The organism is Lactiplantibacillus argentoratensis (assembly GCF_037290055.1).
Lineage (GTDB): Bacteria > Bacillota > Bacilli > Lactobacillales > Lactobacillaceae > Lactiplantibacillus > Lactiplantibacillus plantarum.
The window spans coordinates 381,143-394,316 of record NZ_CP147647.1 but is presented as its reverse complement, the minus strand read 5'-3'; the positions used below and the strand labels follow the sequence as shown (position 1 = coordinate 394,316).

The 13,174-nt window shown below is 46.0% G+C and carries 13 protein-coding genes; all 13 read right to left on the bottom strand.

Features of this window, described 5'->3' with window-relative positions; genetic code table 11:
* Nucleotides 1-70: 70 nt before the first annotated feature.
* Entirely contained in the window at nt 71-1,051 is a 981-nt protein-coding gene (locus tag V7R88_RS01830) for a ribose-phosphate diphosphokinase (RefSeq protein ID WP_003643830.1), read from the bottom strand.
* Between the two features lie 353 nt (nt 1,052-1,404).
* Nucleotides 1,405-2,229, bottom strand: a complete 825-nt coding sequence (locus V7R88_RS01825; RefSeq protein WP_063731296.1) for a serine hydrolase — start codon at nt 2,227-2,229, stop codon at nt 1,405-1,407.
* Nucleotides 2,230-2,455: 226 nt separating this feature from the next.
* Nucleotides 2,456-3,838 carry a bifunctional UDP-N-acetylglucosamine diphosphorylase/glucosamine-1-phosphate N-acetyltransferase GlmU gene (glmU, locus tag V7R88_RS01820; RefSeq protein ID WP_114648410.1) on the bottom strand — a complete coding sequence of 461 codons (1,383 nt, stop codon included), beginning with the start codon at nt 3,836-3,838 and terminating at the stop codon, nt 2,456-2,458.
* A 68-nt stretch (nt 3,839-3,906) separates the two neighbouring features.
* Entirely contained in the window at nt 3,907-4,743 is an 837-nt protein-coding gene (gene purR / locus V7R88_RS01815) for a pur operon repressor (protein ID WP_003642030.1), read from the bottom strand.
* Between the two features lie 355 nt (nt 4,744-5,098).
* Nucleotides 5,099-5,896, bottom strand: a complete 798-nt coding sequence (locus V7R88_RS01810) for a metal ABC transporter permease (protein ID WP_063723574.1) — start codon at nt 5,894-5,896, stop codon at nt 5,099-5,101.
* Nucleotides 5,889-6,587, bottom strand: a complete 699-nt coding sequence (locus V7R88_RS01805; protein ID WP_003642023.1) for a metal ABC transporter ATP-binding protein — start codon at nt 6,585-6,587, stop codon at nt 5,889-5,891. Before V7R88_RS01805 ends, V7R88_RS01810 begins: the two co-directional genes overlap by 8 nt.
* 267 nt (nt 6,588-6,854) lie before the next feature.
* Nucleotides 6,855-7,799: an alpha/beta hydrolase gene (locus V7R88_RS01800; RefSeq protein WP_064775097.1), complete on the bottom strand. Its 945-nt coding sequence runs from the start codon at nt 7,797-7,799 to the stop codon at nt 6,855-6,857.
* 309 nt (nt 7,800-8,108) lie between these two features.
* Nucleotides 8,109-8,975, bottom strand: coding sequence for a 4-(cytidine 5'-diphospho)-2-C-methyl-D-erythritol kinase (gene ispE, locus V7R88_RS01795; RefSeq protein ID WP_045352037.1), 867 nt, complete (start codon nt 8,973-8,975; stop codon nt 8,109-8,111).
* 132 nt (nt 8,976-9,107) lie between these two features.
* On the bottom strand, nt 9,108-9,359 hold the full coding sequence (locus V7R88_RS01790) for a Veg family protein (RefSeq protein ID WP_003642020.1): 252 nt from the start codon (nt 9,357-9,359) through the stop codon (nt 9,108-9,110).
* 104 nt (nt 9,360-9,463) lie between these two features.
* Complete coding sequence (gene rsmA, locus V7R88_RS01785) at nt 9,464-10,354, bottom strand: 16S rRNA (adenine(1518)-N(6)/adenine(1519)-N(6))-dimethyltransferase RsmA (protein ID WP_021356650.1); 891 nt, start codon at nt 10,352-10,354, stop codon at nt 9,464-9,466.
* Complete coding sequence (gene rnmV, locus V7R88_RS01780) at nt 10,351-10,914, bottom strand: ribonuclease M5 (RefSeq protein ID WP_063723569.1); 564 nt, start codon at nt 10,912-10,914, stop codon at nt 10,351-10,353. Before rnmV ends, rsmA begins: the two co-directional genes overlap by 4 nt.
* The gene (locus V7R88_RS01775) at nt 10,901-11,677 is read right to left on the bottom strand and encodes a TatD family hydrolase (protein ID WP_069137150.1); all 777 of its coding nucleotides are present in this window, start codon (nt 11,675-11,677) and stop codon (nt 10,901-10,903) included. Before V7R88_RS01775 ends, rnmV begins: the two co-directional genes overlap by 14 nt.
* 122 nt (nt 11,678-11,799) lie before the next feature.
* The gene (locus V7R88_RS01770) at nt 11,800-12,984 is read right to left on the bottom strand and encodes a multidrug effflux MFS transporter (RefSeq protein ID WP_114648409.1); all 1,185 of its coding nucleotides are present in this window, start codon (nt 12,982-12,984) and stop codon (nt 11,800-11,802) included.
* Nucleotides 12,985-13,174 lie beyond the last annotated feature (190 nt).

Here is a 13,174-nt window from a genome sequence, read left to right as displayed (position 1 = left end):
TATCACTTTTAGAAATTACTGCAACTTAAAAAGCGTCAGATCAGCAATTGCCAATTTGACGCTTCGTCGATTAATTTTCTTCGTTATGGAAACGATTCTTAAATAATGGACTAACTGGTTTATTTTCATGGATAAACTTGATTGCTTGCCCCATTAATTGACCAACTGAAACTTGTTCGATCTTATCGATTCGTTTAGCAGCTGGTAATTCAATTGAATCCGTCACAACTAATTTCTTAATTGGTGACTTTTCAATCCGTTCGATGGCAGGACCAGACAGAACCGGATGCGTACAACTAGCATAGACTTCAGTTGCACCCGCATCAACCAGTGCCTGAGCACCTAAAGTAATCGTTCCGGCCGTATCGATCATATCATCGATCATGATGGCCCGCTTACCCTTGACGTCACCAATAATATTCATAACTTCGGCAACGTTGGCCCGTGGTCGACGCTTGTCAATGATTGCAATTGGTGCCTTCAAGAATTCAGCTAATTTACGTGCCCGAGTCACACCACCATGGTCAGGTGAAACAACCACAGCATTTTCATCCAAGTGGTGGTTCAGGAAGTAGTCAGCTAACAGTGGCGCACCCATCAAGTGATCTAACGGGATATCGAAGAAGCCTTGAATTTGGGCAGCATGAAGATCGAGTGCCAAAATCCGCGTTGCACCGGCTGTTTCCAGCATATTTGCAACTAACTTAGCGGTAATTGGTTCGCGAGAACGGGCTTTCCGATCTTGACGCGCATATCCGTAATAAGGAATAACCACGTTAATGGTCTTAGCACTCGCACGACGTAAGGCGTCAATCATGATCAATAGTTCCATCAAATTATCATTAACAGGAGCGGAAGTTGATTGAATGATATAAACTTGGTCACCACGAATACTTTCCTCAATGTTAATGCGAATTTCGCCATCACTAAAGCGATCGACCGAGGTCTTACCTAACTTAACCCCAACGGCGTCCGCGATTTTTTCTGCCAATGGTTTATTTGAATTCAAAGCAAAGATTTTTAACTTTGGATCAAAATACTGTTCTGACATAATTTCCTCCATTCGAAAATTTATTACTTACTAAATAATAGGCATTTTGCTAGTGAAAATCAAGTCCCAACAACAAGGCATAATTGCGTGAGACTGGGCTGGAAGCACGACTTTCGGCAATCTACGCCCCTTCGTGATTAAAGATTAAAGTTTCGTGAGCGCCAATTTCCGAACAATCACAGTTAATGAGACCGCTATCAGCTGTAATCGTTACTAACACGCACATTGTACTAGTTATGTTCTTAGCGGTGCTTAACCGCTGCCCTTTCTTAAGTTCAAAAACAGCCAGGCCCGAGAGTCGGAATAAGACGTGCGTATGAAATCTACTAGACTATTCAGTTATCTAAACACACTCAGCGGTGTTGATTTAAATAAGTCACGACATCGCGCCCCAAGCGATTCATCCCTTGATATTGTTGGTACTGCTGGCCATTCTGAGCCATGACGACAATGCTATAAGTGCCTTGTTTGGTCTTAAAAATGGCCGCGTCGTTTTGGACGCCCTTGTCCGGATATTCACCAGTCTTATTATAGACCGTCGCGTGTTTAACTAAGTATGGTAGCTTGCTGTGGTTGCGACAGCCCTTGAGTAGGTTCAGCATCTTCTTATCATACGCTTTGCCTAATAGCTTATGTTGATATGTCAGCGTTAAAAAACGGGTCAGGTCCGTCACCGACGTGTAATTGTCGCGACCGCGGCGCAGTGCATCCGTATCGAGCATGTACCGTTGTAAAACCGTTTGCTTGAATCGATAATGCTTAATGGTCGTATTAACGGCCTTGAAGCCCCCCGCACGTTTGATCAAGCGGTTCGCCGCGTTATTGTCGGAATTATGGATCATTAGTTTTAAATCACGTTGATCTTGCCGGGTTAGCCGTAACTTTCGTTGTTGGACCCGCCGATAAATCGTCAGCATGACGTAAACTTTGATCGTACTAGCGGAACGTTGCCGGGTCACACGCTGGTTTCCCGTCTGCACAGTTAGCTTTCGCCGGCCTAATCGGGTCACCTTGACTGACCAGCGTCCGCCTAGCGATTTCAAATCACGTTGCGCGATGCTTTTAACGGCTGTTTGCTCACTTTTAACGCTAGTTGCGTGTACTGGTAGTGCTAAGCTCCAACCACCAAGCAACGCCAGCCCACAAACAAGGCCGCGAATCCACTTCTTTGTCTGCATCCCAATGCCTCCAAACTTTTCCATCCCTTTAACTCCTCGCCAATTATACCAATTTCATAGCTCAATTAAAATCACTCGGTTGATCCGAATTGACCCAGTCGAAGCCGATTTAACAGACCAATAGCGCCTTATGACGTGACAGGTCAGGCTGCTGCGCACACAAAAAGAGACCGTCCCAGCAACAGCGCACTGGGATGGTCTCTGAATTCATCATCAATGATGGTAATTACATATTTTCTGGTTCATGTGGTAAGCGACCCCAGAAGTCAGGCTTGTTCGTCTGACGTGCCCGGGCAATTGCCATATCATGGAAGTTAACATCATCAGTAATGGTCGAACCAGCCGCGATAAACGAGTGGTCAGCCACTTCAACTGGCGCAATGATGTTCGAGTTACTACCAATAAAGGCGGAATCGCCGACATTCGTGTGGTGCTTGTTGACTCCGTCATAGTTAACGAAGACCACGCCACAACCAACGTTAATATCTTGACCTAACGTTGCGTCACCAACATAAGTCAAATGGCCGACCTTGGTCCGATTACCGATCTTAGCCTTCTTGACTTCGACAAAGTTACCAAGATGGACGTGTTCACCAATCTCAGCTTGCGGCCGCAAATGGCTATACGGGCCAATGTTGCTGTCGGCGTGCATGATGGAATCTTCCAAGAAGGAAGCCGTCACCCGAACACGATCTTCAATCACCATGTCATGGATCTCGGAGTGCGCGCCGATGAAGCAATCTTCACCAATTGTCGTATGGCCCTTGATCAAGACGCCTGGTTCAATAATCGTATCAGCACCAATCTTAACGCCCGCATCAATATAGGTATCGTCAGGGTTGATAATTGAAACCCCATTTTCCATATGCTGCGCGTTGATCCGTTGTTGCATCACTTTGGTTGCTTGGGCTAGAGCTGCACGGGTATTTACCCCCATTGATTCATCAAAATCATCCATTTGATAGGCGGCGACCACATCACCCTGATTCTTCATGATCTGAATCACGTCAGTCAAATAATATTCGCCCTGTGCATTATCGTTGGTCACTTCATGTAAGGCGGCAAACAACTTCTGATTATCGAAGCAGTAGACTCCCGTGTTAATTTCATGAATTTCTTGTTCTTCCTTAGTCGCATCCTTTTGTTCTACAATCTTTTCAACGATGCCTAACCGATTGCGAACAACCCGGCCGTAGCCTCGAGGATTAGGTGCCTTGGACGTTAAAATCGTGCCAGCAGCACCCTTAGCTTGATGATATTCAAATAATTCTTCAAAAGTTTCAGCTTTAAATAAGGGTGTGTCGCCACTGACGATCAGCGTCATCCCATCCGCATCTTTTAAGAGCGATTCGGCTTGTAATACTGCGTGACCGGTTCCTAATTGTTCCGTTTGAACCGCGTACTCAGTTCGGTCGCCTAAGGCTGCTTCCACATCTTTGGCACCATGGCCTACAATGGTCACGATATTTGCCATGTGGGTGGCTTCAACTTGGGTCAAGACGTGGTCGACCATCGATTTGCCACAGACCTGATGTAATACTTTGACTAGCTTGGATTTCATCCGGGTCCCTTTACCAGCGGCCATGATGATTGCATTTTTGGTTGTCATTACAAATTACTCCTTAGTCCTCAGATAAGTCCATCATATCAAAAAACTGGTCTGGATAACACACCAGGCTAGACTTCCGCACCGAAAACCTTCTCCAAATAGTTACCAGCAACGACTTTAATCGCCTTGTCACTATCACTCACGTTGGTTACTCGTAATAACGACGTGTAGTCATCGATTAAACGATTGCCAACAAAACTGGCTTCGGCAAAAACGGTGATGCCAATTAAATTAGCATCAAATTCTTCAATCAAGGTCTTCATCCCGTTGATTGTGCCGCCGCCCTTCATGAAATCATCCACGATGAGCACGTTGGCGCCTTCCGTTAGGCTTCGCTTGGAAAGTTCCATCTTCTTGATCCGTTCTGAAGAACCCGAGACATAGTTCACACTAACGGTCGAGCCTTCCGTAATTTTAGAATCATTGCGGACAATCACAAACGGCACGTTTAAATAAGTCGCAACACTTTGGGCAATCGGAATTCCTTTAGTTGCAACGGTCATAACAGCGTCGATTTTTTGATTCAAGTACTGAGTCGCAATCACCCGACCCACTTGGCGCAAAATATCTGGTTGGCCTAAAATATCAGATAAATAAACATAGCCACCCGGTAACACCCGACTCTTGTCGGCAACCTTGGTGGTCATCTCGTCAATAAATTCTTGGGCCTCTTCCTTTAAAATATAAGGAATAAACCGCGCACCACCAGCAGCACCGGGAATGGTTTCCAAGATTCCTGTTCCCCGGGCCTGAAATACTTTCTTCAAAATCGTTAAATCTTCACTGATTGACGACTTTGCGGATGCGTACCGTTCCGCGAAGTATGTCAATGAAACTAATGTATGGGGACGTTCCAACAAATAGCGCGTCATATCTATTAAACGTTCGCTTCTACGTACTTTCATAACTTCCACCTCAACCTAACTCTCATTTTTAAAGTCTATGCAAAATGATAACACAAACGTTCGGAAATAAGCTAATTTTTTCACATTTTTTTACTAAACCATCGGAATTTCTTAATATGTTTGCCAATATTCTGGTCAGTACACCTAATAATGGACGAATTTGAGAACAATAAACTAGAATGGACCAAATCAGTCATCAAAATCACCCATAAATAACAGCAACGGGTGTACAACTCAGTCGGTACAACAAAAAAGCTTTCAAGAAGTCGTTAACCACTTGAAAGCTTGCTTATCAGTGACAGTCAGATAACTGCCCCACACAATTTTTTTGATTATCAGTAATGGTATCAACAGCTTAACTACCAACGCGCAACCGCTGATAACCCAGCGCGGCAAAGTAGAAGATACACTCGATTGCAGCGATGAAGAAACTGACTGGTAAATTCGTGACGTAACTCAAGTACAGCCCCAGCCAAACCCCAATCAACGCGAAACCAATCGCTAGAAAAATCATCTTGCTAACCGTATGGACAAAGTATCGCGCTGCCGCTGCTGGTAACGTGAGTAAGATAAAGATCAGTAATGACCCCACAATTTGGGCAGCCACGCTGACGCTCATCGCAACGAGTACCAAGAAGACCACTGAGATGCCGGTCGTCCATAAGCCGCTCACCCGGGCGCCAATCGCATCGAAGGAATCAAATTTGAGTGGCCGGTACAAGCCCAACATCACGAATAGGACGATGGCCGATAAGATTGCGACCCGGATGACATCCGCACTGGCAATCCCAATCACACTCCCAAACAGGATGCTCGTCGCATAACTCGAAGTTTGATTAGATAACGACAGGAATAGAATCCCTAAGCCGATAAACAGAGCGGAAATTGCAGAAATCGAGGCTTCGCGTCGTGATTGTTTCACACTCATCTGCCCCACGATGACCGAACTAATCACGGTAAAAATCAGCATCCCACTCAACGCGGTCCAGCCCATAAAAATCCCGAAGGCTGCACCGGCAAACCCAATTTCAGACAGTGTGTGTGTCAGAAATGAGAGGTTCCGGGCAATCACGAAAACGCCAATCGTCCCACAAATAATTGCAATAAAGGTTCCTGCTAAGTAGGCATTTCGCATAAATACTAAGCTAAACATTGACATTAGTGGCCTCCTTTAATTGCTCTACCGACATATCAGCGATATTGCCAAATTGCTGGTGGCCGGGCTTTAAGGCCAGATAATGTTTGGCGTATTGCTTCGCTAATGGCAAGTCGTGCGTCACAAAGAAGACGGTAATGTTGCTAGTTTGGTTTAAGTTCTGAACGAGGTCCAACAATTCATACTTCATTTCATTGTCCAGACTAGCCGTCGATTCGTCTAAAATTAATAGCTGCGGTTGTTGCACAATTGCTTGTGCTAAGTAAGCCCGCTGCTTTTCACCACCAGAAGCCATCCCAAGTGGTCGCTGACGGAGTTTCTTCAAATTGGTCACGGCTAATGCTGTCGCTACCTGACGATGTTCAGCTCGAGACAGCCACGGCTGCCACCCTTTTAGGTTCAGCCCGACAAAGTCCTCAATCGTTAACGGATACTCCTGGTCTAAGTTGCGAAATTGGGGCACGTAGCCAATTTTAATAGCTTTTTTATTCGGATAATACTTAATTTGACCGGCTGTTGGCTTCAGCATGCCAAGCAAGGCGCGAATTAAAGTGGTCTTCCCCACCCCATTTTCACCAATCACGGTCAAAAAGTCACCTTGTTCAATGTTAAAATTCAAATCTTTAAACACCTGGTTGTTTGGAAAGCCAATTCCAAGGTGTTGGACGGCAATTAACGGTTCCGTCATAACACTACCCCAACTTTCTAAATTAAAGTAAATCGTAATGATTACTATTTTAGTTTACCTGAATGCGGTGATTTGTCAATACCTGAGTTCAAAATGCCGTAATCATTACCAGCTGCAGCAATCATCGGGGGCCTAATCAAATAACACCTTGACCACTAGTTGAATGCGCTTATCACTAAGACGAGATTGCAAAAAAAAGACCGTTTTTACCGTTAAGCCGGTAAAACACGGTCAATTCATGTTTATCATTACTTTAATTTAAGGTGCTTAAGCCAACCCCGCCTGCTCATGCAAGAATTCATCCAACACTTCTTGATAGCGATCCGGGTGCGTTCGGATGGCTTCAACGTGACCAGCATCGGGGTCGATATACAGGCCCTTTTGTTGTGGTAACTGGTCGTACAAGGTATGTGCATTGCGGACAGGCACCGTCTGATCCTTGGAACCATGAATCATCAAGATCGGTAACCCACCATCAATCACCCGTTGCAGAATCCGGCCATCCTTAAACCCATAGCCCGCGCGGACGTGCGCTAAGCGATTCGCCACCGGCATAATCGGATAGGCTGGCAAGTGGAACTTATGAGTCAGTCTGAACTTCGCTTCATCATAAAGATCCGCATAACCGCTATCCTCCACAATAGCTTTAACATTCTCCGGTAACAGCTCACCACTAGTCGCCATGACCGTGGCGGCCCCCATCGAAATTCCCATCAATACGATGTCAATATCCAGACCTAATTGACTAAGCGCCATCGTAATCCAACGTTCATAATCTAGTCGGTCTAGCCAACCATAACCAATCGTATGGCCTTGACTATCACCAAATGACCGAGCATCAGGCATCAAGACGTCATATCCCAAGCTCATAAAGATGCGCGCATACGGAATCATTTGTTCGCGCGAATGTCCTAGACCATGCGCCAAAATCGCCAAGCGGCCAATTGTTTTCGGATTAGGGATATATGTTGCGACTAAGTTCAGCCCATCAAAGGACTGGATCATCCACTGCTGTTTAGGCTGCTTGAAATACCAAAAATTCTCAATTTCAGTGTTTTCTGCCCGCGAACGTTCGCGGCCCCGCTGCTTCTGTGCGTCACTCACGTGCATCGCGACTTGATACGCCGCTAAGCCACCAAGTAACGTTCCCGCATAAGTTGCAGCACCAACGACGCCCGCCAGTTTCAATCCAAATTTTGTCGACTGCTTCATCCGAACACCTCCGTTACTCCTTATTTAATCATAAACGCGCATAAATTGCTTACAAAAAGAGATTGCGTTGTCTGAATAAACGATTACACGGTGAAAGCAACGATCATTTTCGTGTGTCAATCTGCAAGCAAAGCCGCGGCTACTCGCGTTCCTGTGCCAATTGCACTACCACACCATCTCTGGCTGGACACAGGTCGTGATAGCAAATGGCTCAGCGCTACCATTTAACCGTGGCAGTAAACTAGAGACTCGGCTCATTCAACCCCGTATCAATAAAAAAAGTCCACCATCACGGCGGACTACTGCGGTCTAATGTTCATTTAAATTAACTGGCCGCACAAGGTATACTTCCCGGCAAAAACCCTTCAAGGAATTATACACTCGTTGCGCTCGCGATTGTTTGCGACACACACCGAAAACAGTTGGTCCGGTACCACTCATCTGGGCCGCATCCGCCCCAAACGTTAACAATTGCCGCTTAATCTGTAAAATCTCGGGGTAGCGTTTTGCCGTAATTGGCTCCAAAACGTTGCCCATATTCGCAAAAATCTTCGCAAAATCCTGCCGTTGAATGCCAGTCAACAAGGCCTCAATATTGGGATGCTGGTCGATACGCTCGTAATTGACCTGCCGCAAAATATTTGGCGTTGACACACTGACTTTCGGTTTCGCGAGAATAATCCACATCGGCGGCAACTTAGGTAGCGGGGTGACTACATCGCCTTTTCCCGTCACGTGGGCCGTCTGACTGTAGACACAGTATGGCACATCTGAATCTACTTGCAATCCCAAACGTGCTAACGTGGCTAAGTCCAAGTGGAGATTCCACATCCGGTTCAAGCCCCGTAAAACAGCGGCGGCATCAGATGAGCCGCCTCCTAGACCAGCCGCTACCGGAATGGCCTTTCTTATTTTGATACGGACACCCCGATCAACATGACAATACCGTTTTAAAACGCTCACCGCTTGAAAAGCTAAGTTACGGCGATCATTCGGCAAAAAGCCACTATCGGTGACCACTTCGATTCGGTTCGTATGCAATGATTCTAACATGACATAGTCGGCCAGATCGACCGACGTCATCACCATGTCCCACTCTTTATCCCCATTTGGATGTTCAAATAAGGTATCCAGTCCTAAATTGATTTTGGCCGGTGCTTTTTCAACGATCTGCACGCGTCTCACCCTCTTCCATGACCGCGATTACCCGGGGTCGCTGACTTACTTTGATACAATTATACTAATATCAAGGCAAAATAAAAAGACCTTGCTTGGGGGTCTTAATATTGAGAATTCACGAGACGCGAATTAAGCTTCAGTTGTTTCATCATCAAAAGCGATTTGAACGTTCTTTGTCAGAACATCAGTATAACTGTAGGAGACCCGTTCAAATGCGTTTTCTTGTTGATCTAAATCCACAACGAACACCGAACGATAAGTTTCTTTCAAAATACCGTGGCGTTCAGTTGTTTTCTTACGGCCAGCCTGGGCAACGACCTTCATGCGTTGGCCGATCCGTGAGTCAAGTTTATCTTTAATTGCAGCTAGTGAAATTGGCATTGAGAATCCTCCTCATGAAAGACACTATACTAGCTTTTCACAAAAAAGTCAATATTATATCACAAGGTTTTCTAATGTGCAACCATTTTATAAGCATAGATAACTTAAAGTAAGTCAGCCTGATGTAATGCATCCGTCAATGTAATAAATTCATCGACCGTCAACCGTTCGGCACGAATCTTAGGATCAATTGTCGCGATATCAAGAGCCTGTTGAATGGCCGTCTTCGTCTCAGGTTGTTTACCAAATAGACTTTGCAAATTATTCCACAGATTTTTCCGACGGTGCGCAAAGCCCGCTTTAACGACCTTGAAAAAAGCTGCTTCGTCAAATGGCACGTGTGTCCGCGGTGGCAATGCCGTCAATTTCACGATTGCAGAATCGACATTCGGTGACGGCACGAAAACCGTCCGGGGAACGACCATCGCCATCTCAGCAGCCATCCGGTACTGCACAGCAATCGTTAACGCACCGTACGCCTTCGTACCCGGTTCAGCTGCCAAACGGTCGGCAACTTCCTTTTGCATCATCACAACAATATTTTCAAAAGCAACGTCCCCCGCCAAAATGTTCATCAGAATAGGCGTTGTAATATAATACGGTAAATTGGCGACTAACTTCAACGGCCGCTCGTCATCTAAATGTTCACTGATCATCGCGGCTAAATCAGCCTTCAAAATATCTTGGTTAACGACCGTTACGTTGTCATAGTCAGCCAACGTTTCATCCAAAATCGGTAGTAACCGGTCATCAATTTCAAAAGCCAAAACGTGATGGGCAGCCCGTGCCAAATACTCAGTCAGTGCCCCGATCCCAGGGCCAATTTCAATCACGTTATCATTGGTTCCAATGTCAGCAGTGGCAACAATGTTGTGTAACACGTTCTGATCAGTTAAAAAATTCTGTCCTAAACTCTTCTTAACTTGTAACCCGTACGTATGCATAATTGCCCGTGTGCGGGCGGGATTCGCAATATCTAAATCTCTACTCATCATTTCTCCTCTGTGGTTAGTTGGTCAACAGCCGCCCAAAAATCAGCTGGCTGAATTTGAAATAGTTGCAACCGTTTGGACAACTGTTTGCCGTTGACGTATCCGATACCTAAACGTTCACCCAATTGTTCGCGTCGTTGACGTGCCGTGGGACCAGCTAGTAAGCCCGCCGCAATCAAATCATGGTGACTGATTAACTGTTGGGGCTCGTCGATTTGCTCCGTATATAGATGGGCGAGTGCAGTTTGGATCGCCGCTGGGCTCGCGTGTTCAACGCCCAGGCTCCCCCCAGCCTTAGTTGGTACACCAGCTTTGCGGGGCAAAAAGGCGTGCTTGACACCCGGAACAGCCGCCGAAATCGTCTTCCGAATACGTTCACCGGAAAAGTCTGGGTCGGTGAACACGATCACGCCGCGACTGGCCTGCAACGTTTTGATCTGGGCTAAGGTGGCTTCGGAAATCGCCGAGCCATTCGTTTCAAGTGTATCTGCATCGACAGCTAGGGCGAGACGCTTCGTGTCATCTTTCCCTTCAACCACAATTACTTCTTTAATCTTTTTCAATCTTAAAAAATTCCTCTGCATTTTGATAAGTTTGGGCCGCTATAATTTCCGGCGTCGTTTCACGTAACTTGGCAATTGCTTCAACAACGTACCGCGTGTAACCGGGTTCGTTCTGCTTTCCCCGGTATGGTTCCGGCGTTAGATAAGGGGCATCCGTTTCAACCAGCATTTGCGTTAGTGGCGTTTGCTTGACGGATTCATGGACTTCACGCGCATTCTTAAATGATGCGACACCACTATAGGAAATATGCATACCTAAGTCCAAGAACCGTTTGAGCCACTCAGGGTCACCATTAAAGCTATGCATGACGCCACCCGTGTCACGAATATCAGCTGCTTTCAAGATCTTATAGGTATCTTCGAAAGCATCACGATTGTGCACGGAAATTGGCAATTGCATCTCTTTAGCAATGGCGACTTGGCGGGCAAAGACTTGCCGCTGAACGTCTTGTGGCGACGTATCCCAATGGTAGTCCAGTCCAATCTCACCTAACGCGACGACTTTCGGATGTTGGACTTGTTCAATCAACAACTTTTCAGCCACCTGATCATAGTTTTTGGCATCTTCCGGGTGCCAACCAACAATCGCGACTAACTGAGGATACGTTTCCGCCAGTTTAATCGCATCGGCGTTCAGTTGTGTATTCGAACCAACGATTGCCATCCGCGTAACATCAAGGTCGGCCGCTTGTTGTAAGTAACGTGGCACTTCCTGGATGAATTCTTCACTATTTAAATGGGTATGAGAATCAAAAATCCGCATGTAATAACCCCTTTTCGACTTTTGTTATCTTAGTTGATTTTACCATGGGACGCAAGTTTTCGGAAAAGAAGACGGTAATTCTAAAACAAAAAGCCTGGGTTTCCCCAGGCTTTCAAGCAAAATTAATGACGTACACGCCGCCAATACAGTCCCGCATACACCACCGTCATCACGACGACCACGCCTAACATGTATACGGGCAATGTCACGATACTACCGTGGTGGAGCCAACTCATTAAGTAAGTTAGCACACTCACTAGTAGATAATAACCCAGGCTAAACCAGCCACTGGCACTCCCCATCACCGTTTCATAGCCAATCAAAGCACGATTCAACGCGTTTGGTAAGGTGATGTTCAGACCTAAGAAGGCTAGAAAAATCCCAATCAGCATCCCAATGACGTGATTGCCAACAGCGGTCATTACCAAGCCAACTGCCGCTACCAAACTCAATCCTAAGCCACTTAAAGCGACCTGTATTGGTGACCAATAGTTGACAAGCCAATTCACTAGCAATGCGCCCAGCAGACTGGCCGCGGCTAAGACTAAACCGAGACTACCGTATTGCACAGCACTAAAGCCGAAGTGCGTTTCAAAAATAAACGGCGCTTCAGCGTAATAACTAAACAAGATACCATTAATACCACTAATCAATAGGCCGTAACACCAGACCACGGGATCGTGCAATAACCGTGAAACGACAACGCTTTGTTGCCGCCAAGAGGCCACTTTGACCGTTCTTGGTCGAGTCTCTGGCAAGCAACACCCTGCGTACAGCAGTATTACGACTGCCATCATGATCAAGACCGAGAAGACATGCTGATAGCCGAACACAGTCTGGACGCCACCTCCGATGAGTGGCCCGAGGGCGGGCGATAGTGCCATGGCCGCACTCACCTTAGCAAAGATTTTTGCACCAGTAACACCCGTAAAGCTCTCACGCATGATAGTCTGTGTCACAACCGAACCAGCACTAGCACCGAAAGCTTGGATCAAGCGGCAAACCAATAACCAAGTAAAGCTCGGGCTCAGATATAACCCTAAGTTACCGATCAAATAAAAGGCTAATCCACCTAACATGGCATCACGGCGCCCGCGATAGTCAGCATATTGCCCCCAGAAGAGCACCCCAACTGCAAAAGCCACAAAATAACTGCTCATGGTTAGCTGGCTGTGGCTGGCGCTAACGTGCATTGCCTGACTGAGTGCTGGCAAGATCGGCGTAAAAATTGATTCACTGATTTGTGGAAAACCCACTAATGTGATTAACAGTAATAATGATGGCACTTGTTTTTGGACGTTTTTCATTTAATTAAGTCTCCTAAATTTAATTAATTTGCGGAAAAACGTCCTTTTCCATCTACGGAGACGCATACGAGAATCTGTTCATACTTCATATGTTCTCACCTCATTTCTTGTTCGTACTACTGTACGGGAGATTAACCCATTTGTCAAAAACAACTAAAATAACAATTGAATTACAAATAAAAAATCGAGC